Genomic DNA, 21,132 nt, shown 5'->3' with positions numbered 1-21,132 from the left:
GAATTCGCCCTTTGCCCAGTCGCCCATGAACTGGAGACCGGCCTTGCCTTCGATGACCATGGCGGATGCGAGGTTCCAGTCACGGCCCGAGAAGTTGTCGTCCACATAGGAGCGCAGCTTCGTCATGCGGTCGAAGGCTTCCTTCATCTGGGCGCCGCCCAGCGTGTCAGGATCGAGATCGATGAAGGCCTTCTTGTAGAAGTCGTTGCCGAAGGAGAGCACGACCGCGTCGAAGATCGTCGCGTCCTGCCACGGCTGGCCGCCATGGGCGACCGGCGTGATGCCCTGTTCCTTGAACTTGTCGAGGAGAGCGACGAGTTCGTCCCAGTTTGCCGGCTCCTTGCCGCCGGCCTTGTCGAGGGCCGCCTTGTTGATCCACATCCAGTTCGTGGAGTGCACGTTGACGGGGGCCGCGATCCAGTGGCCGTCATATTTTGAGAACTGCTGCAGGGCGGTCGGGATCACCTTGTCCCAGCCTTCCTTGGCGGCCACTTCGTCGAGATTGCCGAGTGCGCCTTCCTTGGCCCAGTCGAGAATGTCGAAGCCGAGCATCTGCACGGCGGTCGGCGCGTTGCCGGCCGTGACGCGGGCGCGCAGTACCGTCATGGCTTCCGTGCCGCCACCGCCGGCAACCGGCATGTCGGTCCAGGAAATGCCCTTGGATTCGAGGTCCTTCTTCAGAACGTCGAGAGCGGCAGCTTCACCGCCCGACGTCCACCAGTGCAGAACCTCCACGTTTTCAGCGGCGCGAGCGGCTGTGCCGCCCAGGCCCATCAGCACCGCAATCGCTGCAGTGGTCGTCAGAAACTTGCGCATCGTATTCCTCCCGTTTGCAAGTTCGAGGGCGAGAGCCTCCTCCCGCCGATATGACCGAGCCCCTTGAGGGCATCGGAATCCAGTCTATGGCTCAAAGTGCCGCGCCAATTTAAAACGTTGTAAATTTGCGGAGTCAAGTCGCGGCGGCAGGGCGTGATAAGTGTCTTTGATATTGCGGTAAATTCAGGCAATCTCGGTGATTGATGAAAACTCTCACGCTTTTTGCGATGCACTGAAAACGTTTTAAATTCTGTGCAGCGCAAGATTGCCGAAGGGCGGGTCGCTCGATATGGTGCCGAAAATCGACGTTCCCCATCCGAAGAAGCCTGCCCGTGTCCCGCATCGAAAAGCCCGCCGACAGTGAAACCGCCCGCAGCCCGCTTCGAGCCGGCAAGCCGACGCTGAAGACGATCGCGGAACTGACCGGGCTTGCCATCACCACGGTGTCGCGCGCGCTCGGCAATGCGCCGCAGATTTCGGAGGTGACACGCCGCCGCGTGCACGAGGTGGCTGCCGAGATCGGCTATCTGCCTGACCGGGCCGCCCAGCGCCTCAAGACCGGCCGCACCAATGTCATTTCCGTGCTGCTCGATCCGCACGAGGAAATCCTGGGTTTCGGCACATCCATCATGCATGGCCTGGCGCGCGCGCTTCAGACGACGCCCTATCATCTTATCGTCACGCCGAATTTTCTCGAGGGTAGCAATGTCGACGCGGTCAATTACATCATCCGCAATGGCATGGCCGACGGCCTGATCTTCTCGCGCACCGAGCCCTTCGATCCGCGCGTGCGGCTCCTGCTCGAAAACGGCTTTCCCTTCGTCACGCATGGCCGCACGGAATTCTCCACTCCGCACGCCTTCGTCGATTACGACAACTTCGCCTTCGCCTACGAGGCGACCAAGCGGCTGATCGTCAAGGGAAGGCGCAAGGTGACGATCATCCTGCCGCCCAAGCGCCTGACCTTCTGCCAGCACATGCTGCATGGCTTCATGACCGCCGTGCGCGAGGCCGGCGCCGCCTACGAAATCCCCGACACGCTCGATCTCGACAGCCCCGCCGACATGATCCGCGACTATATGCGCCGCCGCAGCACCGAGCCCGATGCGCCCGATGGCTTCACCTGTCCCGGCGAAGTCTCTGCGCTCGCCACGATCACCGGCATGACCGACAACGGCCTGTCGCTCGGCGTGGAATACGACATCGTCGCCAAGCAGACGTCGCGGCTGCTCAGCCAGATCCAGCCGAAGGTCGAGACCATCTACGAGGATCTGAAGGCGGCCGGCGAGGCCATGGGCAGCCTGCTGCTCCAGCGTATCGCTGGCGAACCCGTCGAGGACCTGACAATCCTGCAAAGCCCGCAATTCAGCTTCCCGACGCCCTGAGCGGGCGGCGGAGCCGGTCCCATCCATGGTTGTCGGGAAGGGTCCTGTCATCGCGGCATCCACCAGCCGGTGCGGGCGCCGATATGCATGTTGAGCGTCTTGGTTTCGGTATAATCCTCCACCGCATGGCGGCCGAGCTCGCGGCCGAGGCCGGACTGGCGATAGCCGCCGAAGGGCAGTTCGGAGGCGCCGTCCATGAAGGTGTTCATCCAGATCGTGCCGGCGCGCACCTTGCGGCCGATCGTCAGGCAGGTGTCGAAGTCGCGGCTCCAGACGCCGGCCGACAGGCCGTAGTCGATGGCATTGGCGATGCGGATCGCCTCGTCCGTCGTCTCGAAGGTCAGTACCGACAGCACGGGGCCAAAAACCTCCTCGCGGGCGACCGTCATCTCGGGCAGCACACCGGAAAGGATGGTCGGCGCCATGAACTGGCCAAGGCCAAGATCGAGAGCTTCGCCGCCGAGCGCCACCGAAGCGCCGGCCTTGGTGGCGCCATCCACATAGGCGGCGATCTTTTCGAGATGCTGCGGCGTGATGATCGCGCCGACCTGTGTCGTCGGATCGAGCGGATCGCCGACCTTCACCTTTTTCGCGAGTTCGGCGATTCGGGCGGTCACGTCCGCCGCAATCGATGTGTGCAGGATCAGCCGCGAGCCGGCATTGCAGCATTCGCCGGCATTGAAATAGGCGCCGAACACGGCCGCGTCGATGAAGGCGTCGAGATCGGCATCCGGGAAGACGATCTGCGGGTTCTTGCCGCCGAGTTCCAGCGATACCTTTTTCAGCGTCTGCGCTGCATTGGCCATGGTGAGACGGCCGACACCGGTGGAGCCGGTGAAGGAGACCATGTCGACATCAGCGTGGGTAGTCATCGGCGCACCGACTTCCGGGCCGGTACCGGTGATGATGTTGACAACACCGGCCGGCACGCCCGCTTCGATGAGGATTTCGCCGAGCACGAGCGTCGAGCCGGAGGTGAGCTCCGACGGCTTCACCACCGTCGTGCAGCCGGCGGCGAGCGCGAAGGGCAGCTTCTGGCTGACGATCAGGAAGGGGAAGTTCCAGGGCGTGATGATCGACACGACGCCGATCGCCTCGCGCAGCACGACGCCGAGCGTGCCCTCGCCGAGCGTGTTGTAGCTTTCGCCGTGCAGGTCGCGGGCAAGGGCTGCCGCATAGCGCCAGATATCGACGGCGCCGCCCAGCTCGCCCTTGGCCTGGCTAATCGGTTTGCCGCTTTCGATGCAGTCGAGGAAGGCAAGCTCGTCGGCACGCGCGGCGATCAGGTCGGCGGCCTTGAGCAGGATGTTGGAGCGCTCGGCGCCCGTCATGCGCGGCCATGGGCCATCGTCGAAGGCTTTTCGTGCGGCGGCGATGGCGCGCTCGGCATCGGCCGTGGTGCCGGTCGGGTAGCGGCTGACCACGATGCCATGGCCGGGTGCCACGCGTTCGAGCGCATTGCCGGAACCTTCCGTCCAGACGCCATCGATCAGCATGCGGAAATCGCGTGCCTTGAAATTGTCGAGCGCCTTGGGTTTCACAAACGCGGTCATGACCAGTCTCCCTTGAACTCTGCGGGGCGTTTTCCGGTGAAGGCGGCAACGCCTTCCTTCAGGTCCCCGGTCTTGGCGACGAGGATCGAGCCCAGGGCCTCCACCGCCGCACCATTGTCTTCGCCGTTCGCCACCGCGATCATCAGTTTCGATACTTCCGTCGCCACGGGCCCGCGGGCCGCAATGCGCGCGGCATAGGCCTTTGCAGCTCCGACGGCCGTTCCCGTTTCCACAACCTGATCGACGACGCCGAGCGTCTGCGCCTCGTCTGCCGTCAAAACCTCGCCGCCCAGCAGCATGCGCCGCACGGCCTGCGCGCCAAAACGCTTGACCAGCCGCTGCGTGCCCGACCAGCCGGGCACCATGCCGAGGCCGGCTTCCGGCAAGCCGATCTTCACATGGCGCTCGGCGATGCGAATATCCGCCGCCGCCGCCAGTTCCAGCCCGCCGCCCAACGCGTGGCCGTTGACAGCGGCGATCAGCGGCATGCGCAGCGTCGCCAGCCGCTCGAAGACCCGATGGCCGAAGCGCACCCAGGCATGGCCGAATTCATTGGCCTCCATGCCGGCCCAGGCGCGGATATCGCCGCCCGCCGAAAAGGCCTTGCCTTCGCCGGTCAGGATCGCGACGCGCACGGCGGCACTGGCTTCGACCGCGTCGCAGGCGGCGGAAAGCTCCTTCAGCATGTCGATATCGAAGGCATTCGCCTTTTCCGGCCGGGCGACCGTGATCGTCGCGACAAAGCCGTCGATGGAGATGCGGATGCGCGGCTCAGCCATGATTGGCCCCCAGCGTGCGCGATGCCTTCTGCAGCAGCGTCAGGCCGATCGGCGCATCCGTGAAGAGGGTGGCATCCATCACCTTCAGGTCCGGCGAAACGATAAGGTCGAATTCCGACTGGCCGAGGATATGCGTCTGTAGATCGACGCCCGGCGCGATTTCGGTGAGCACGATGCCTTCGGGCGTGAGCTTCAGCACGCAGCGCTCGGTGACATAGGTGATGTCCTGGCCCTGCGCCACGCCGCGCGGACCGGAGAAGGTGACGTGCTCGACGGCATTGACCAGCTTCTTCAGCTTACCTTCCTTCTCGATCGCCAGCTTGCCGCCCTCGACGCCGAGCTTGGCGCCGGCATTGAACATGCCGGAGAAGACGATCTTCTTCGCGCGTGCCGTGATGTCGACGAAGCCGCCGCAGCCGGCCGTCACATGCGGCCGGAAGGAAAGTTTCGAGACATTGACCGAGCCGTCCCTGCCGATCTCCAGGAAGGAGAGCAGCGAGGCGTCGAAGCCGGCACCCTGGAAATAGGTGAACTGATAGGGCGAGGGCATGAAGGCATCGGCGTTCGACGCGCAGCCGAAGGCGAAATCGAGCAGCGGCACGCCGCCGACGGCACCCTGTTCGATGACCCATGTGACGGCGCCGTGCAGGCCTTCTTCCATGAGGATGCGCGGCACATTGGCGGAAATGCCGAAGCCGAGATTGACGGCGCTGCCGGCTTCGAGCTCCTGCGCCACGCGGCGGGCGATGACCTTCTGGATGTTGAACTCCGGCACGCGGAATGTGTCGAGCGGCCGAAAAATCTCGCCCGAGATGGCGGGATCGTAGAGCGTCTGCGTCGTCTGCTTCTGCTCCGGGTCGACCACGATGTAATCGACCAGCACGCCCGGCACGCGCACGTCATGCGGCTTCAGCGAGCCTTCCTTGGTGATGCGCTTGACCTGCGCGATGACGATGCCGCCATTGTTGCGGGCGGCAAGCGCCTGGTCGAGGCCGCCGAGATACGCGCCTTCATGCTCATAGGTCAGGTTGCCGCGTTCATCGGCCGTGGTGGCGCGGATGATGGCGACCTGCGGCGCAATCGCCTTGAAATAGAGCCAGTCCTCGCCGGCGAAGGTGATCTTCTCGACCACGGGTTCCTCGGCCGCAGCCGCGTTCATCGCGCAGCCCTCGCGGCGCGGATCGACGAAGGTTTCCAGGCCCACCTTGGTGATGACGCCGGGGCGCTTGGCGGCGGCCTCGCGGTGCATGTCGAACAGGATGCCGGAGGGAATGTTGTAGGCCGGAATCGCGTTGCCGGTGATCATCTGCCAGATCAGCGGCGGTTCGGAGGTGGAGGGGCCGGACGGATAGGAGCCGCCGATGATCTTCTTCAGAAGTCCCTTCTTGGCGATATAGTCGACCCCCTTGATGCCGCTCATGTCGCCGGCTGCGATCGGGTGCAGCGTCGTGAGGTTCCGCGGATGGCCCGTCTCGTCGAAACGCTCGCCGATGGCTTTCAGCGTCAGATCCGGGCAGCCGAGGCCCGATGACGAGGAGACCGAGACGACGGCGCCGTCCGGAATGAGGTCTGCGGCCTGGCGCGGGGTGATATGCTTGCTCATCGTTTCTTCCGAATTCCGTCTCAAAGGCCCGGTGCGATCTTGACCGTACCGCCGGTGCGCGCGGCTTCCACCACGGCAAGTCCTGTTGCCAGCGACCAGATACCGTCCTCTCCCGTCGCAGACGGTTTTCCGTTGCCAGCGACGGCGGCGTGGAAGGCGGCAAGCGCGGTCTCGTAGAGATTGCGGGGATCGAGCGGCAAGTCCTGCTCGCCGCCGGCATCGCGGAGCGTCACGGTGCCGATGGGGCGCTGCGTCATGACGTTGCGGCCGATCAGTGATCCCTCGGTGCCATGCACTTCCAGGCCGGTATCGGCAAATTTGGTGGTGAAACCATCGTGGAACTGGGCGATGACGCCGTTTTCGAAGCGCAGAACACCCATGACGGCATCCTCCAGCCCGGCCTTGCCCATGCCGCCCGACTGCGCGAAGGCGATGGCCTCGACCGGGTCGCTGTCCAGCACGAAGCGCAGCGTATCGGCATCGTGCACCGTGATATCGAGGATCACGCCGCCGCCGGCCTCCGGCTTGTCGAGGCGCCAGCCTTGCAGATGCGGCGGCAGATAGACAGCATGGAAGACGCGGGCCGACATCGGCGTGCCGATACGGCCGGCCTTGATGGCCTCGCGCATCGCGCGGTGCGTGGCGGCATTGCGCAGGTGGTGGTTGGTCGCCATGACGACGCCGGCATCCTTGGCGGCCTGCACCATGGCGCGGGCATCGGCAAGCGACATGGCGAGCGGCTTTTCGCACAGGATGTGCTTGCCGGCCTTGGCGGCGGCGAGCGCCTGGTCGCGGTGCAGCTCGTTCGTCGTGGAGATATAGACCGCGTCGATATCAGGATCGTTGACGAGGTCTTCGAGCGTCGTCACCGCCCTGGCGATGCCCTGTGCCTCGGCATAGACCTTGCCGCGCTCGGCGCTGGTGCTCATCACGGACACGACCTCGCCGCCCGTTGCACGGATCGCGCCGATCACCCATTCCCTGGCGATCGTGCTTGCCCCGATCAGACCCCATTTCGTCATGCCGACATCCTCCGCGTCTTTTCCCCGGCGCCGCAGCTCTGGCGCACGACGAGGCGCACCGAACCGACGATCGCCTCGGGCTCCACCCGGCCCGCATTGATCTGTTTCAAAAGCAGTTGCGCCGCCCGCCGGCCCATGCCCTGCGGATCGACGGAGACCGTCGTCAGCGCCGGAACGGCGGTTTCGGCCTCGATCACGTCGTCGAAGCCGACCACACCGAAATCGCGGCCCGGCTCCTTGCCGGCGGCGCGCAGGCCGTCGCAGACCCCGAAGGCGGCGGCGTCGTTGAAGCAAAGGGCGGCCGTGGGCGCATCCTGCAGCGAAAGGGCGCGTTCGATGGCCGCAACGCCGCCGGCACGCGAGGCCGTCGAGCCGATAACCAGCGTATCGGGCGCGGCAAGGCCGGCCTCGGCCAGCGCATCGCGCCAGCCCTGCACGCGTTCGGCAAAGACGGTGGTGTTGGCGATGCCGCCGAGGAAGGCGATGCGGCTGTGGCCGAGCGAAACGAGGTGGCGGACCGCATCCTTCGCGCCGGCATAGTTGTCGGAAAACAGCGAGGAGACCTTCGCGCCGACCACGTTGCGCACCACCGCGACGACCGGGATGCCGCTGGCCGCCAGCGGCTTCAGGTCGACGGCTTCCGTGCCGCGGGCCGGCGAGATGATGAGCCCGGCAATGCCGTGCTCGCGCATGGAGGCGATGACCTCGCGCTGGCGGTCGACGCTTTCGGCGGAGTTCGACAGGAACTGCACATAGCCGGCCGACTGCATGACCATGTCCATGCCGACGGCAAGCTCCGCGAAGAAGGAGTTGGTGAGATCGTTGACGATGATGCCGATGATCTTCGAGGACGCCGACTGGCGCAGGTTCGCCGCGCCGCGATTGTAGACATAGCCAAGCTCGCGGATGACGGCATTGACCTTGGCGCGGGTCGCCTCGTTGACGAGGGGGCTCGCTTGCAGGACGAGCGAGACGGTCGACTTCGACACGCCGGCGGCGCGCGCAATATCGACGACGGTCACCCGGCCCTTGTTCACGATCATCCTCCCTGTGCGGATATGTTTCGTCCGCTTGTTGGCACTAGATAATTGGATCGTTCCAAATTTGTCAAGGGGCGTTCGGTTATGTTGGCACCGCACTTTCTGTCGGCCATTTTTGCTCTCGCTCCTCATCGGCCGAGGGCGACCTTGCTTCAATCATCCGCTGTATCGGCCACATATTCGGCTTTCGCAAATCCTCGGGTCGAGTGCGAGGACGACGAAAGAGAGGGTGCGTTTATCAAAATCACTCTTGAAATTTGGAACGATCTAAATTATTGCCCTGAAAAACCTTGGGAGGATTCCATGCCGATCAGCCTGTCCCTGCCGCGTGCCGATGGCGGCGTCGAAGCCTATTCCCTCGTGGGCACGCCCACGGCGCGGCCGGCTTCCGCGCCGGTGTTCAACCGCATAGCCTATGCGGCCGCCCATGTCGTTTCCGATCCGCGGCGCGACACGCGGCCCTGGGAGGCGCCGGCGGTGGACTGGGAGCGGACCATGGCGTTCCGGCATCATCTCTGGTCGCTCGGCTTCCGCATCGCCGAGGCGATGGATACGGCGCAACGCGGCATGGGGCTCGACTGGGCCGGCGCGCAGGAATTGATCCGCCGCTCGCTTGCCGAGGCGAAGACGGTGCCGGGCGCAGACCTTGCCTGCGGTGCCGGTACGGACCATCTCAACCCCGCCGATGCCCGCTCGCTGGATGACGTCATCCGCGCCTATGAGGAGCAGATCGGCTTCGTCGAAAAGCACGGCGGGAGGGCGATCATGATGGCGAGCCGGGCGCTTGCCAGCCTTGCCACGTCGCCCGACGACTATCGCAAGGTCTATGGCCGCATCCTCGGCCAGGCGAAGGACAAGGTCGTGCTGCACTGGCTGGGGGATATGTTCGACCCGCAGCTTCGCGGCTATTGGGGTTCTGACAGCTTCGAACCGGCGCTCGATGCCGTCCTCTCCATCATCGAGGAGAACCGGGCGAAGGTCGAAGGCATCAAGATCTCGCTGCTCGACAACGCCTGTGAGGTCGCGCTCCGCAACCGGTTGCCCGAGGACGTGCTGTGCTTCACCGGCGATGATTTCAACTATGCCGAACTGATCGAGGGCGACGGTCGCAAATACAGCCACGCTCTGCTCGGCATTTTCGACGCCGTCGCGCCGCAGGCTTCCAAGGCGCTTGCCTCGCTCGCCAGTGGAGACGTCGAGACGTTCCGCGCGGTCATCGAGCCGACCGTGCCTCTGTCGCGCAAGATTTTCGAAGCGCCGACGCAGTATTACAAGGCGGGCGTCGTGTTCCTCGCCTGGCTGAACGGCCACCAGGACCACTTCACCATGCCGGCGGGCATGCAGTCGGCCCGCGGCGTCATGCATTATGCCGATGTCTTCCGCCTCGCCGATCAGGCCGATGTGCTCGACAGGCCGGAGCTTGCGGCTGCACGCATGAAAAGCCTGATGACGGTTCTCGGCGTCGCCTGAGATTGGCTTGGATGCGATTTGCTGTGGATGACCAGCGCGCGCGCCGGTCTTTTTCCGGATGTCCGGCGTTAAGCTCCTTTCATCGAAGGAGATGACGATGGTCGCGACGGATGTGAAAATCGGCGAAAGCTGGAAGGAACCGCTGGCCGCGGAATTTTCCAGCCCCTACATGGCCGACCTGAAGGCTTTCCTGCTGGAAGAGAAGCAGGCGGGACGCCGGATCTTCCCGAAAGGTGCTGAGTATTTTCGCGCGCTCGACCTGACGCCGCTCGACGAGGTGCGCGTCGTCATTCTCGGGCAGGACCCCTATCATGGCGAGGGGCAGGCGCATGGCCTGTGCTTTTCGGTACAGCCCGGCGTGCGCATTCCGCCCTCCCTCGTCAATATCTACAAGGAAATGCAGGACGATCTCGGCATTCCGCCGGCGCGTCATGGTTTCCTGGAGCATTGGGCGAAGCAGGGCGTGCTGCTTTTGAACAGCGTGCTGACCGTCGAGATGGGACGCGCCGCCTCCCACCAGGGCAAGGGCTGGGAGCGCTTCACGGATGCCGTCATCCGCGCGGTCAACGAGCAGGAAAAGCCTGTCGTCTTCATCCTCTGGGGCTCCTACGCCCAGAAGAAGGCCGCTTTCGTCGACAGCAAGCGCCATCTCGTGCTGCGCTCGCCGCATCCTTCGCCGCTCTCGGCACATAACGGCTTCTTCGGCACCAAGCCGTTTTCCAAGGCCAATGCCTTTCTGGAGAAGCATGGGCGCAAGCCGATCGACTGGCAGCTGCCCGGCACGGAGCAATAACCAGGCAAAGGAAGCGGCCGGTGACGGGCACCGGCCGGCCTGGATTTAACGCACCAGCGTTTCGTCGAGCAGCGCCATCACCTTGTCCGCATCGATGCCGATGCAGGCGTGCTGGCTGGGCAGATCGTCCCAGTTGCCGGGCGGGAAGCTGCGGGCGTCGGGTTTCTGGATCGTCTGGCCATCGGCGATGCCGCCGGCCACGACGCGGATCGCGCCGCTGCGGGTGGTGAAGAGCTCGGGCGCGACGAGATAGATGCAGGCGCAGCTGTCATGCACCACCATGCCCTCGTCCTTCACGTGCTGGCCGTAGAAATCGATATAGAACTGCGAAATGTCGGAAAGCAGCTTCAGGTGCGTGCCGTTCTGCGCCGTGAGTTCGGCAAGGCGCCGGCGCGTCATCACGGTCTTCATCGTCACGTCGAGGCCGACGACCACCACCTTCCACGGCGCGGTCATTACGGCATCTGCCGCTTCCGGGTCGCCGTGGATATTGGCTTCGGCGGCGGGCGTGATGTTGCCGGGTACGTCGAAGGCGCCGCCCATGATGATGACCTGCTTGACGATGCCGGCAATCTCCGGGTCTTCCTTCAGCGCATAGGCGAGGTTGGACATGCGGCCGACGGCAATCAGCGTGACCTCGCCGGGATTGGCGCGCACGGTCTCGATGATGAAGCGCGGCGCGCTGCGCGGATCGACCGGCAGGTCGATCGTCTCCGGCACGTTGATGTTGCCAAGCCCGTCATGGCCGTGGATCATCACCGGCCAGTCGACAGGGTTGCGCATGGGATTGTAGGTCTTGCCTTCGCCCCTCGCGACCGGCGCCGAAATGCCCCATTCGCGCTTCAGGAACAGCGCGTTGCGCGTCGTCGTCTCGATCGATGCGTTGCCGAAGACGGTGGTGATGCCGATGAGGTCGATATCGGGGTGGTTGTGCAGGAAGAGCAGCGCCATGGCGTCGTCGACGCCGGGATCCGTGTCAAAGATGACCTTGTGCATAGTGGGACCTTTCTTGTTGTTTTTGCAGAGCGATCGCGCGCTTACTGGAAGCGGGTGATGGAGAAGGGGGCAAGCGCGCTTTCGCCGTTCCCGGCCAGCAGCCGGGCGACGTGGCGACCAGTCGTTGCCGAAAGCGTCAGGCCGAGATGGCCGTGGCCGAAGGCGAAGGCGATGCGCGGATCGCGCGGATGCAGGCTGATGACGGGAATGGAATCCGGCGTCGAGGGGCGGCGGCCCATCCATTCCGTTCCGCCGTCTTCCTGGAGGTCCGGCACGTAGCGGCGCATCTTCCGGCGCATGGCGGCGGCGCGTTTGTAATTGGCCGGCGCTTCCGGCGCGGCGAGCTCGACGGCGCCGCCGATGCGCAGCGCGTTTTCGAAAGGTGTCGCGACGAAGCCATGGTCGCCGAAGAAGACCGGCATTTCCAGCGTGGTCGATGGGTTCATGAAGGTCGTGTTGTAGCCGCGCTCGGTTTCGAGCAGCACCTTCAGGCCGAGATCGGCGACGAAGCGGCGCGACCAGATGCCGGCGGTGATCGCCAGCTTGTCGAAGGTGAATTCGCGCCCGCCTTCGGTGCGCACGAGGACGCCGCTCTCGGCCTGGGCGACGGAGGAGACGGTGGCATCGACCAGGGCCGCGCGCTCGCGCAACGCCGCCTGAAGGCGGCGCAGGAAGGTGAGCGGATATTCGAACGTCTTGTGGCCGTCGTTGAAGACCGCGCCGGCAAAATTGCCCTGCAAGGCCGGAACGCGGCGGCGGGCTTCCTCCACATCGAGCTTTTCGACATTGCAGCCGATCAGCCTCGCGTTCTCGGTCTCGTGCGCAAAGACCTTGTCGCGCGCGGCGATGCTGTCGAAGACCGTCATCGCGCCGGTGTCGCGGATATGGCCGGAAATGCCGACGAACCCACCGAGGCGCAGATGGTCGGTCTCGGCGGTCTTCATGAGATAGAGCAGGGCGGCGCGGCTGGCGGCGACCTTGCTTGCGCGGGCCGAAAGCAGCAGCCGGATGAGCCAGGGCGTCAGCGCGGGCAGGTCTTGCCAGCGCAGGGTGAGCGGTCCCAGCGGATCGAGCAGCCATTTCGGCACGGAGAGCAGCATGTCCGGCCGCGCGATCGGATCGATCTCCGGCGTTGCGAGAATGCCGGCATTGCCGACGGAGGCCGGCAGGCCCCCGGCATCCCGCTCGAGGATGGTGACGGTGTGGCCCTGTTCGAGCAAATGCAGCGCTGAGGCGCAGCCGATAAGCCCGCCGCCGACGATACCGATATGCGCCATGGTGTCCCGTATGCGTTGATATTCTGGTCTTTTGCCGCCGGATGCGATGTCCGGCGGGCGATTGCGGCGGACGATAGACGGAAAAGGCAAAGCTGTCGACCGGTGCTTCCTGACGCACGGCGGCTGGCCATGTGCCATGGGGAACAGCCGGAAATGCCGGGTTATGCGATCTTTCTTCTCACGGAACCGACAAGCCTGTTCCCCCTAGAGAGGAGAAAGTCCCATGAAAAAATCGATCGTAACCATCCTTGCAATCGCAACCTTCGCATCGTCCTTCGCCGGTGTGGCCATGGCCCAGAGCCGAGGTGATAATGGCGGCGGCCGTGGCGGCAACGGCGGTCACGGCAGTGACGGCCAGGAATACCTGCGCGTCATCAACCAGCGCCCGCGTTATGTGCAGGTTAAGGGTGACGTCTTCTGCATGGTCGAGAAGGTCCGCCGCCATGACGCCTACGGCAATCTCTACTTCGAGCATGTCCGTAAGTGCGAGAACCGGGTGGTCGACGTCTATTGATCCGATGCCTGTGACGACATCGTCGCCTGTTGCCCGGCCTCCGCGCCGGGCTTCCGGTTTTGCAGCATCTGCCGCAGGAAGGCGAGGACGAACAGGATCGACATGAGGAGAACGATCGTCGGTGCCGGTGCGCTGTCGATGATGAAGCTCAGCCAGATGCCGAAGAACGAGGCGCCGACGGCGACGCCGACGGCGACGAGCAGCATGCTCGGAAAGCGCCGGGTGAGCAGGGCGGCGATGGCGCCGGGCGCCACCAGCATGGCGATGGCAAGAATGATACCGACCGCCTTCAACGCGCCGACGACGACCAGCGACAGCACTGCCAGCAGGCCATAGTGCAGCAGGTTCACCGGCAGGCCGATGGCGGAGGCGTGCTGGCGGTCGAAGGCGTGCACCAAAAGGTCCTTGCGAAAGATGAGGATGAAGCCGGTCGAGGCGATGGCGATCACGCCGGTTTCGATAAGGTCCGAGGCGGCTATGCCGAGCATGTCGCCGAAGAGGATGTGGTCGAGATGGATATCCGGCTGGATCTTGACGTAGAGCACCAGGCCGAGCGCGAACATGCCGGAAAAGACGATGCCGAGCACGGTATCCTCCTTCACGCGGCTGTTGTCCTTGAGGTAGCCGGCGGCGAGCGCGCAGGTAAGGCCGGCGACGAAAGCGCCCGCGGCAAAGGGCAGGCCGACGACATAGGCGATGACGACGCCCGGCAGCACCGCATGCGAGACCGCATCGCCCATCAGCGACCAGCCCTTCAGCACGAGATAGCAGGAGAGCAGCGCCATCGGCACCGCGATGGTCAGCGTCACCAGAAAGGCGTTCTGCATGAAGGCGAGCTGGAAGGGCAGGAGGGCGAGTTCGAGCGTCTCGTTCATGGCTGGAGGCCTTGCGCGGTTTCAAGCGCCAGCCGGCTGCGGCGGCGCGCGGCGAGGAGGCCGTGTTTCGGCGCGAAGAGGAAGGCGAGGAGGAAGATCGCCGTCTGCAGCACGACGATGACGCCGCCCGTCGCGCCGTCGAGGAAGTAGGAGGCATAGGCGCCGACGAAGCTGGTGCCGGCGCCGAGGAGTGCGGCAATCACCACGAGGCGCTGGAAACGGTCGGTCAGAAGATAGGCCGTCGCGCCCGGCGTTACCACCATGGCGACGACGAGGAAGGCGCCGACTGTCTGCATGGCGGCGACCGTGGAGGCGCTGAGCAGCGTGAAGAACAGGATCTTCAGGCCGGTCGGGTTGAGGCCGATCGAGCGGGCATGGCTCTCGTCGAAGAAGGTGACCATCAGGTCCTTCCATTTGAGCAGGAGGATGGCGAGCGTCACCACGCCGATGATGGCGAGCTGGATCGTATCTTCCGGCGTGATCGCCAGGATATTGCCGAGCACGATGGTCTGGATGTTCACCGGGGTCGGCGAGAGCGACACCATGAACAGGCCAAGCCCGAAGAAGGAGGAGAAGATCATGCCGATGATCGCGTCTTCCTTGAGCCGGGTCTGGCGGTTGAGAAAGAGCATGGCGGCGGCGGCAAGCCCGCCGGAGAGGAAGGCGCCGGCCGCGAAGGGCAGGCCCAGCATATAGGCGCCGGCGACGCCCGGCACGATAGAGTGCGAGAGCGCGTCGCCGATCAACGACCAGCCCTTGAGCATCAGATAGGCCGAGAGGAAGCCGCAGATGCAGCCGACCAGCGCGCTCACCCACATGGCATTGACCATGTAGCCATAGCCGAAGGGTTCCGTGAGCACGTCGATCAAGGCGTCTTCTCCTGCTCGCGATCGCTGTAGATGACGAAGGGGCGTTCGTCGTCGGTGATGACCTTGACGGAGCGCTTGTCCTCGTCGTCGTGCAGATCGTGGCCGCCGAGGATGAAATGGCGCAGCACGCCGCCGAAGGCACGCTCCAGATTGGCCTCGGTGAAGGTTTCCGCCGTCGGGCCGGACGCGATGACCGTGCCCTTCACGAAGACCGTGCGGTCGCAGAAATCCGGCACGCTGCCGAGATTGTGGGTGGAAACCAGCATGACGCGGCCCTCGTCGCGCAGCTTGCCGAGCAGTTCGATGATCTGCTCTTCGGTGGTGACGTCGACGCCGGTGAAGGGTTCGTCGAGCAGGATGACCTGCCCCTCCTGCGCCAGCGCGCGGGCGAGGAAGACACGTTTGCGCTGGCCGCCGGAGAGCTCGCCGATCTGGCGCTTGCGGAAGGCGGACATGTTGACGCGCGCGAGCGCCTCCTCGACCATGTCGTGGTCGCGTTTGCTGGGGATGCGCAGCCAGTTCATATGGCCGTAGCGGCCCATCATGACGACGTCCTCGACCAGCACCGGGAAGGTCCAGTCGACCTCTTCGGCCTGCGGCACATAGGCGACAAGGTTCTTCTTCAGCGCCTCGCGAACGGTGAGCCCGAGGATCGTCACCTTGCCGGCGGCAATCGGCACGAAGCCCATGATCGCCTTGAACAGCGTTGATTTGCCGGCACCGTTGACGCCGACGAGTGCAGTGATGGTGCCCTTCGGCACGGAGAAGCTGGCGTGCGTCAGCGCCGTGTGGCCGTTGCGGTAGGTGACGGTGACATCCTCGGCGATGATGCCGTCGACCTTCTTCGTCTTGCTGCCCATCATCATTGCGAAAGGCCTTTCACGATGGTCTCGGAGGTGACGCGCAACAGGTCGAGATAGGTCGGCACCGGACCGTCCGCCTCGCTCAGGGAATCGACATAAAGGATGCCGCCGTAGGCCGCGCCCGTTTCGGCGGCGACCTGCTTGGCCGGGTCGGCCGAGACGGTGCTTTCGGAGAAGACGACGTGGATATTGTGCTCGCGCACCGCATCGATGACAGCCTTGACCTGCTTGGGCGTGCCCTGCTGGTCGGCATTGATCGGCCAGAGGAAGAGTTCCTTCAGGCCGAAATCGCGGGTGAGATAGGAGAACGCGCCCTCGCTGGTAACGAGCCAGCGCTTTTCTTCCGGCAAGGCGCCAATCTTCGCCTTCATCTCTTCGCCGAGCGCCCTGATCTTGTCGCTATAGGCCTTGGCATTGGCGTCATAGGTCTTCGCATTGGCCGGGTCGAGCGCGCCGAGCGCCTTGCGGATGTTCTCGACATAGATGAGCGCATTGTCGGGCGACATCCAGGCATGCGGGTTCGGTTTGCCCTGATAGGGACCCTCGACAATGCTCATCGGCTCGACGCCGTCGCTGACGGTGACGTTCGGCACGTCGCCGAGATTGCGCAGGAATTTCTGGAACCAGAGCTCGAGATTGAGGCCGTTCCACAGAACGAGCTTGGCGTCCTGCGCCTTCAGGATATCGCGCGGCGTCGGCTGGTAGTTGTGAATCTCCGCGCCCGGCTTGGTGATGGATTCCACCGTTGCCGCATCGCCCGCCACATTCGCCGCGATGTCGGCGATGATGGTGAAGGTGGTGATCACCTTCGGCTTTTCCTGCGCGAGCGCGGGCGTGGTCATCAAGAGGGGCAGGCTTGCAAGAAGGGCATTGAAGGATCGGCGGAGCATCGGATGTCCTGATCTGCTTTTGCGAATGAGTTGCATTAAACTATAGGGGGCTTTCGCGCCCTGTCAACGCAATTGCAAATCATTCGCAAAAACTGTCCCGAAATCGCACGCGGCCGTTTAAAACTTCCGAAACGCGATTGCCTGTAGAGTGCGCACAGTTCGCGCGCTCTCGGCGCGTTCGTGTTCCTGCGTTTTAAGAGAAGTTGCCGCCCGTGAAGCTGCTCCCGACGTCCTTTCGCCTGTCCCGAAAGCTTCTGATCATCGTCGCCGGTGTCATGGTGCTGACCGGCGCCTCGGGCGCCGCGGCGATCATCGTCGGGCGCGAGGCGCTGCTCGGCCCGCCGGCGGAACAGGTCTCGGGTGCGGCCTGCACCCTCGTCACCACCGTGCGGCTGGACCGCAACGGCCAGCAATGGCTGCGCAAATATGTGCGCTCGGAGGCCAAGGAGGCCGACGTGCGCATCAAGACGGCGCTGCGTGTTGCCGGTGCCGTGTCCAATCACGAGGCGGCCGATCTCTACCAGATCATCCTGCTCGATGCCGCCGGTCCGCAAAACCGTGCCGACATGCGCGGCCGCGCCATCGGCGCCGAAGTGCTTTTCGCCCGCAATCCCGCCGCCATTCCCGGCATGACGGCGCCCTTCGTTGCGCGTTATACGGACGGCAAGCCGGCCGAGAACGGCGAGTTCTACGGTGCCCGCAAGGAGCTTTCGCTGGATGAGATCAAGACCATCGTGACCGCGATGGAAGAGCGGGAAGATTGCGTCGATCCCAATGCCGTCGCCGAAGAAGGCGGGCACGGGGAAAGCGCCGGCCATGGCGAAGTCAAGGCGGAAGGCGGCCACGAGGCGCCGGCCGAAGGCGGCGAACATGCCGAAGCGGCTGAAGAAGGCTCGCACGAGGTCGCTTCAAGCGAGCATTGACGCCTGAGTTCGGGCCGCCGCACCTCTGCGCGGCGAATGCGCGTTCCAAAACCCCAGCCCAAAACAAAAATACCGCCACCTCGTTTCACCGAAGTGGCGGCAACAATGTCTGTGTGTCTCGTCGAACTCAATCCGCCTTCGCGCGCCGTGCCGGAAAGAGGATGACGTCGCGGATCGACGGGGCGTTGGTGAGCAGCATGATCAGGCGGTCAACGCCGATGCCGAGGCCGCCGGCCGGCGGCATGCCCTGGTCGATGGCGTCCAGGAACTCGTCGTCGAGCTGCTTGGACTTCTCGCCGCGGGCATGCGCCTGTTCGAGCTGCTCGACCATGCGGGCGCGCTGCTCTTCCGGGTCGTTGAGTTCGGAAAACGCGTTGCCGAGTTCCCAGGTGTTGCAATAGGTCTCGAAACGCTCGACGAGGCGCGGCTCGCCCGGCACTTCTTTGGCGAAGGGCGAGATATCCTTCGGGAAATGCGTGACGTGGCTCGGCTGGATCAGCGTGCCCTCGACCTTCTCCTCGAAGATGAAGGCGAGGCATTCGCCCCAGGTCCAGTCCTTCTCGACGTCGAAGCCGGCCGCCTTGGCGGCGGCGCGGGCTTCCTCGTCGGTCTTGATCGCGAGGAAGTCGATGCCGGTCGCGTCCTTGACGGCGTCAGGCATTGGCACGCGCTTGAACGGGCCCTTGAAGGAGATTTCCTTGTCGCCATAGGCGAACTCGGTCGAGCCGTGGATCTTGACGGCAAGCTCGGCGAAGAGGCGTTCCACGAGGTCCATGATGTCCTCGTAGTCGGCATAGGCCCAGTAGCACTCCATCATGGTAAATTCGGGATTGTGCCGTGTCGACACGCCCTCATTGCGGAAGTTGCGGTTGATCTCGAACACCTTGTCGGTGAGGCCGGAAACCAGCGTGCGCTTCAAAAACAGTTCCGGCGCGATGCGCAGGTACATATCGAGCTTCAGCGTGTTGTGGTGCGTCTTGAAGGGCTCGGCTGTCGCGCCGCCATAGACGGAGTGCAGCATGGGCGTCTCGACTTCCATGAAGCCGTCGTTTTCCATGAAGCGGCGAATGCCCGAAACGATCTTCGAACGCTGCTGGAAACGCAGCTTTGATTCCTCGTTGCTCATAATATCGAGGTGACGCTTGCGATAGCGGATCTCGACGTCGGCAATGCCGTTCCACTTCTCCGGCATGGGAAGAAGCGACTTGGTCAGCATGACGATCTCTTGCGCGTTGATCGTCAGTTCGCCGCGCTTGGTGCGGCGCACGGTGCCGGTGACGCCGATGATGTCGCCGATGTCGATCATCGGCAGCAGTGCGCGCGCCTCTTCCGGGGTCGTATCCTTGTGGGAGAAGATCTGGATCTTGCCCGAGGCGTCATGGATATCCATGAACATGCCGGAATTGCGCGAGGAATAGACGCGGCCGGCAACCGTCACGGTGTCGCCGCTCTCGGTGTCGAGTTCCAGCGTCTCGTATTTCGCCGCCAGTTCCGCATTGGTCATGGTACGGTGGAAATGCGCCGGATAGACGTCGCCGATCGTCTCGCGCAGCTGGCCGAGCTTCTGGCGGCGGACTTCCGTCGGATCGGAGGAAAGGGCGGTTTCTGTCTTCGTGTCGGTCATCGTTTTTCGCTTTTTGGGCCAGTTTGTGTTTTGCCGATATCGGTCGCGGTACTAATCCGCCGATGCCTTGGAGACATCCAACAACTGCAGCCGCTCTTTTGCCTTAGCGATTGCAGTCATGAACACCTCCAAATCGACAAGCATCGGCTTATTGACCAATTCGGCACTGTCTCTGTGTGGGGCGTAAAAACCTATCTCAAAGCTATCATTATCACGCTCTTGGCTCACAACCACTATGGAGCCATCGCTGAATTCCAACTCAGCGATAAGCCGTTCGTAGGTGCTGTCTGACGTGATGCTAAGCCGATAGTTCATCTATGCCTTACGCAATCTCATTTCCCGCCGCCGACCATCGAGGCCACGACCTGCGCGGCGACCTTGAGGCGCTGGCGCACGACGGAGCGGCCGAGGATGGCCATCGAGTCGAACAGCGGCAGCGAGCGCGACGAGCCGGAGACGGCGACGAAGAGCGGGGCCACCACGACCTTCAGCTTCTTGCCGAGCCGGTCGGCACTGGCGCGCAGTTCCGCCTCGATGCTCTCAACGGTCCATTCCGGCATCTTTTCGAGATCCGGCTGGACCTGGTTCAAAACTTCGAGAATTTCTTCCGGCGTGGATTTCACCTTGGCGAAAGCTTCCGGCGTCAGGCCGAGATCCGACTTCAGCAGGAAGCCGGCGAGATCGGGCAGTTCGCCGAGCTTGGAGATGCGCGACTGCGACAGCTTCAGGCCCTGGCGGATGCGGTCGTTCTCCATCGCCCATTCCAACACACGCTGGGTGAACTGCTCCTCGGTCAGCTGCTCGCGCAGCCAGCGGCCGTTCAGCCAGTCGAGCTTCTGGATGTCGAAGATCGCGCCGGCCTTGGAGAGGTTCTCCGGATCGAACTTTTCGGCGAGCTGCTCCATGGTCAAAAGCTCTTCGCCCTCGGCGATCTGGATGAAGAACAGGCCGAGGAAGTTCATCAGCGCTTCCGGCAGGTAGCCGAGCGCCGAGTAATAGGAGATCGAGGTCGGGTTCTTGCGTTTCGACAGCTTCGACTTGTCGTGATTGCGCATCAGCGACAGGTGCATGAAGACCGGCGGCTCGAGACCGAGATATTGATAGATGAGGATGTGCTTGGGCACCGAGGCCAGCCACTCCTCGCCGCGCGCCACATGGGTGATCTTCATCATGTGGTCGTCGACGACGTTCGCCATATGATAGGTCGGCATGCCGTCGGCCTTGAGCAGGACCTGCATGTCGACTGCTTCCCACGGAATTTCGACGGGACCATAGACGCCGTCGACGAACTTGCAGGAACCCTCGGTCGGAATCTTCATGCGAACGACATGCGGCTCGCCGGCGTCGACGCGCTTCGTCACTTCTTCGGCGGAGAGATGCAGGCAGAGGCCGTCATATTTCGGCGGCTTGCCGGCGGCGCGCTGCGCCTCGCGCATCTGCTCCAGCCGCTCGGGCGTGCAGAAGCACTTGAAGCCATGGCCGTTGGCAACGATCTTGTCGACGTAAGGGCGGTAGATGTCCTTGCGGTCGGACTGGCGATAGGGACCATAGGGGCCGCCGATATCCGGACCTTCCGACCATTTCAGCCCGCACCATTTCAGCGCGTCCAGCACCTTCTGTTCGAATTCCGGCGTCGAGCGCGTGGCGTCCGTATCCTCGATGCGCAGGATGAAGGTGCCGTTGTTCTTCTTGGCGAAGAGATAGTTGAACAGCGCGATATAGGCGGTGCCGACGTGGGGTTCGCCGGTCGGGGAGGGTGCGATGCGTACGCGAACGCCGGACGCGGTTCCGGAAGTGCTCATGATGGGGCCCGTCTTGACTTATGGGAGGAAGAGCCCGG

The 21,132-nt window shown here is 63.8% G+C and carries 20 protein-coding genes; 5 read left to right on the top strand and 15 right to left on the bottom strand.

From position 1 onward, the window contains the following. Positions 1-816 (bottom strand): ABC transporter substrate-binding protein (locus ACOZKU_RS20655; RefSeq protein WP_421580452.1); only part of this gene is annotated, 816 nt, incomplete at its 3' end. Positions 817-1,157: 341 nt separating this feature from the next. On the opposite strand from ACOZKU_RS20655, the gene ACOZKU_RS20650 reads away from it, so the two are divergent. After that, positions 1,158-2,201 carry a LacI family transcriptional regulator gene (locus tag ACOZKU_RS20650; protein ID WP_421580455.1) on the top strand — a complete coding sequence of 348 codons (1,044 nt, stop codon included), beginning with the start codon at positions 1,158-1,160 and terminating at the stop codon, positions 2,199-2,201. A 47-nt stretch (positions 2,202-2,248) separates the two neighbouring features. Here ACOZKU_RS20650 and ACOZKU_RS20645 read toward each other — a convergent pair whose 3' ends face one another. The 5 genes from ACOZKU_RS20645 to ACOZKU_RS20625 are packed head-to-tail and all read right to left on the bottom strand — an operon-like array spanning position 2,249 to position 8,195. Next, positions 2,249-3,754: an aldehyde dehydrogenase family protein gene (locus tag ACOZKU_RS20645; protein WP_421580451.1), complete on the bottom strand. Its 1,506-nt coding sequence runs from the start codon at positions 3,752-3,754 to the stop codon at positions 2,249-2,251. Further along, positions 3,751-4,533 (bottom strand): enoyl-CoA hydratase/isomerase family protein, encoded by a 783-nt coding sequence (locus ACOZKU_RS20640; RefSeq protein WP_421580449.1) that lies wholly within the window; start codon positions 4,531-4,533, stop codon positions 3,751-3,753. Before ACOZKU_RS20640 ends, ACOZKU_RS20645 begins: the two co-directional genes overlap by 4 nt. Beyond that, entirely contained in the window at positions 4,526-6,136 is a 1,611-nt protein-coding gene (locus ACOZKU_RS20635; RefSeq protein WP_421580448.1) for an acyl CoA:acetate/3-ketoacid CoA transferase, read from the bottom strand. The genes ACOZKU_RS20640 and ACOZKU_RS20635 overlap by 8 nt, the downstream gene beginning before the upstream one ends. Before the next feature lie 20 nt (positions 6,137-6,156). Continuing rightward, entirely contained in the window at positions 6,157-7,158 is a 1,002-nt protein-coding gene (locus ACOZKU_RS20630; RefSeq protein WP_421580446.1) for a Gfo/Idh/MocA family protein, read from the bottom strand. Beyond that, entirely contained in the window at positions 7,155-8,195 is a 1,041-nt protein-coding gene (locus ACOZKU_RS20625; protein ID WP_421580445.1) for a LacI family DNA-binding transcriptional regulator, read from the bottom strand. Before ACOZKU_RS20625 ends, ACOZKU_RS20630 begins: the two co-directional genes overlap by 4 nt. 306 nt (positions 8,196-8,501) lie before the next feature. On the opposite strand from ACOZKU_RS20625, the gene ACOZKU_RS20620 reads away from it, so the two are divergent. Further along, complete coding sequence (locus ACOZKU_RS20620; protein WP_421580444.1) at positions 8,502-9,668, top strand: dihydrodipicolinate synthase family protein; 1,167 nt, start codon at positions 8,502-8,504, stop codon at positions 9,666-9,668. A 97-nt stretch (positions 9,669-9,765) separates the two neighbouring features. Continuing rightward, entirely contained in the window at positions 9,766-10,461 is a 696-nt protein-coding gene (ung, locus tag ACOZKU_RS20615) for a uracil-DNA glycosylase (protein WP_421580443.1), read from the top strand. A gap of 45 nt (positions 10,462-10,506) precedes the next feature. On the opposite strand, the gene ACOZKU_RS20610 is transcribed toward ung, so the two are convergent. Continuing rightward, a complete protein-coding gene (locus ACOZKU_RS20610) occupies positions 10,507-11,457 on the bottom strand; it encodes a nucleoside hydrolase (RefSeq protein WP_421580441.1) in 951 nt (316 codons plus the stop codon). Between the two features lie 41 nt (positions 11,458-11,498). After that, positions 11,499-12,734 carry an NAD(P)/FAD-dependent oxidoreductase gene (locus ACOZKU_RS20605; protein WP_421580440.1) on the bottom strand — a complete coding sequence of 412 codons (1,236 nt, stop codon included), beginning with the start codon at positions 12,732-12,734 and terminating at the stop codon, positions 11,499-11,501. Positions 12,735-12,957: 223 nt separating this feature from the next. Here ACOZKU_RS20605 and ACOZKU_RS20600 point away from each other — a divergent pair, with 223 nt between their 5' ends. After that, positions 12,958-13,248, top strand: a complete 291-nt coding sequence (locus tag ACOZKU_RS20600; protein WP_314086626.1) for a hypothetical protein — start codon at positions 12,958-12,960, stop codon at positions 13,246-13,248. Here the strand turns inward: ACOZKU_RS20600 and ACOZKU_RS20595 are convergent. The 4 genes from ACOZKU_RS20595 to ACOZKU_RS20580 are packed head-to-tail and all read right to left on the bottom strand — an operon-like array spanning position 13,242 to position 16,697. Then, the gene (locus ACOZKU_RS20595; protein WP_421580438.1) at positions 13,242-14,123 is read right to left on the bottom strand and encodes a metal ABC transporter permease; all 882 of its coding nucleotides are present in this window, start codon (positions 14,121-14,123) and stop codon (positions 13,242-13,244) included. The two genes, ACOZKU_RS20600 and ACOZKU_RS20595, sit on opposite strands and share 7 nt — an antisense overlap. After that, a complete protein-coding gene (locus tag ACOZKU_RS20590; RefSeq protein ID WP_421580437.1) occupies positions 14,120-14,992 on the bottom strand; it encodes a metal ABC transporter permease in 873 nt (290 codons plus the stop codon). The genes ACOZKU_RS20595 and ACOZKU_RS20590 overlap by 4 nt, the downstream gene beginning before the upstream one ends. Next, positions 14,989-15,858 (bottom strand): manganese/iron ABC transporter ATP-binding protein, encoded by an 870-nt coding sequence (locus ACOZKU_RS20585; protein WP_421580435.1) that lies wholly within the window; start codon positions 15,856-15,858, stop codon positions 14,989-14,991. Before ACOZKU_RS20585 ends, ACOZKU_RS20590 begins: the two co-directional genes overlap by 4 nt. Beyond that, complete coding sequence (locus tag ACOZKU_RS20580; RefSeq protein WP_421580453.1) at positions 15,855-16,697, bottom strand: metal ABC transporter substrate-binding protein; 843 nt, start codon at positions 16,695-16,697, stop codon at positions 15,855-15,857. Before ACOZKU_RS20580 ends, ACOZKU_RS20585 begins: the two co-directional genes overlap by 4 nt. Positions 16,698-16,957: 260 nt before the next feature. Between ACOZKU_RS20580 and ACOZKU_RS20575 the strand changes: the two genes are divergently transcribed. Next, a complete protein-coding gene (locus tag ACOZKU_RS20575; RefSeq protein WP_421580434.1) occupies positions 16,958-17,668 on the top strand; it encodes a hypothetical protein in 711 nt (236 codons plus the stop codon). Between the two features lie 127 nt (positions 17,669-17,795). Here the strand turns inward: ACOZKU_RS20575 and lysS are convergent, their stop codons facing one another. Genes lysS through gltX form a run of 3 tightly spaced genes read right to left on the bottom strand, consistent with a single transcriptional unit; the run spans position 17,796 to position 21,094 of the window. Further along, on the bottom strand, positions 17,796-19,292 hold the full coding sequence (gene lysS / locus ACOZKU_RS20570; protein ID WP_421580432.1) for a lysine--tRNA ligase: 1,497 nt from the start codon (positions 19,290-19,292) through the stop codon (positions 17,796-17,798). A 51-nt stretch (positions 19,293-19,343) separates the two neighbouring features. Continuing rightward, positions 19,344-19,607: a hypothetical protein gene (locus ACOZKU_RS20565; protein WP_421580431.1), complete on the bottom strand. Its 264-nt coding sequence runs from the start codon at positions 19,605-19,607 to the stop codon at positions 19,344-19,346. A gap of 17 nt (positions 19,608-19,624) precedes the next feature. Beyond that, entirely contained in the window at positions 19,625-21,094 is a 1,470-nt protein-coding gene (gene gltX / locus ACOZKU_RS20560) for a glutamate--tRNA ligase (RefSeq protein WP_421580429.1), read from the bottom strand. Positions 21,095-21,132 lie beyond the last annotated feature (38 nt).

The organism is Shinella sp. M31, assembly GCF_049199205.1.
GTDB lineage: Bacteria > Pseudomonadota > Alphaproteobacteria > Rhizobiales > Rhizobiaceae > Shinella.
This window is presented reverse-complemented; position numbering and strand designations above follow the sequence as displayed.

Excerpts from the sequence above, each read along its gene's own strand:
- ACOZKU_RS20645 (WP_421580451.1), bottom strand. The coding sequence starts at position 3,754 with ATGACCGCGTTTGTGAAACCCAAGGCGCTCGACAATTTCAAGGCACGC.
- ACOZKU_RS20640 (WP_421580449.1), bottom strand. The coding sequence starts at position 4,533 with ATGGCTGAGCCGCGCATCCGCATCTCCATCGACGGCTTTGTCGCGACG.
- ACOZKU_RS20635 (WP_421580448.1), bottom strand. The coding sequence starts at position 6,136 with ATGAGCAAGCATATCACCCCGCGCCAGGCCGCAGACCTCATTCCGGAC.
- ACOZKU_RS20630 (WP_421580446.1), bottom strand. The coding sequence starts at position 7,158 with ATGACGAAATGGGGTCTGATCGGGGCAAGCACGATCGCCAGGGAATGG.
- ACOZKU_RS20620 (WP_421580444.1), top strand. The coding sequence starts at position 8,502 with ATGCCGATCAGCCTGTCCCTGCCGCGTGCCGATGGCGGCGTCGAAGCC.
- ung (WP_421580443.1), top strand. The coding sequence starts at position 9,766 with ATGGTCGCGACGGATGTGAAAATCGGCGAAAGCTGGAAGGAACCGCTG.
- ACOZKU_RS20610 (WP_421580441.1), bottom strand. The coding sequence starts at position 11,457 with ATGCACAAGGTCATCTTTGACACGGATCCCGGCGTCGACGACGCCATG.
- ACOZKU_RS20605 (WP_421580440.1), bottom strand. The coding sequence starts at position 12,734 with ATGGCGCATATCGGTATCGTCGGCGGCGGGCTTATCGGCTGCGCCTCA.
- ACOZKU_RS20600 (WP_314086626.1), top strand. The coding sequence starts at position 12,958 with ATGAAAAAATCGATCGTAACCATCCTTGCAATCGCAACCTTCGCATCG.
- ACOZKU_RS20595 (WP_421580438.1), bottom strand. The coding sequence starts at position 14,123 with ATGAACGAGACGCTCGAACTCGCCCTCCTGCCCTTCCAGCTCGCCTTC.
- ACOZKU_RS20585 (WP_421580435.1), bottom strand. The coding sequence starts at position 15,858 with ATGATGATGGGCAGCAAGACGAAGAAGGTCGACGGCATCATCGCCGAG.
- ACOZKU_RS20580 (WP_421580453.1), bottom strand. The coding sequence starts at position 16,697 with ATGACCACGCCCGCGCTCGCGCAGGAAAAGCCGAAGGTGATCACCACC.
- lysS (WP_421580432.1), bottom strand. The coding sequence starts at position 19,292 with ATGACCGACACGAAGACAGAAACCGCCCTTTCCTCCGATCCGACGGAA.
- ACOZKU_RS20565 (WP_421580431.1), bottom strand. The coding sequence starts at position 19,607 with ATGAACTATCGGCTTAGCATCACGTCAGACAGCACCTACGAACGGCTT.
- gltX (WP_421580429.1), bottom strand. The coding sequence starts at position 21,094 with ATGAGCACTTCCGGAACCGCGTCCGGCGTTCGCGTACGCATCGCACCC.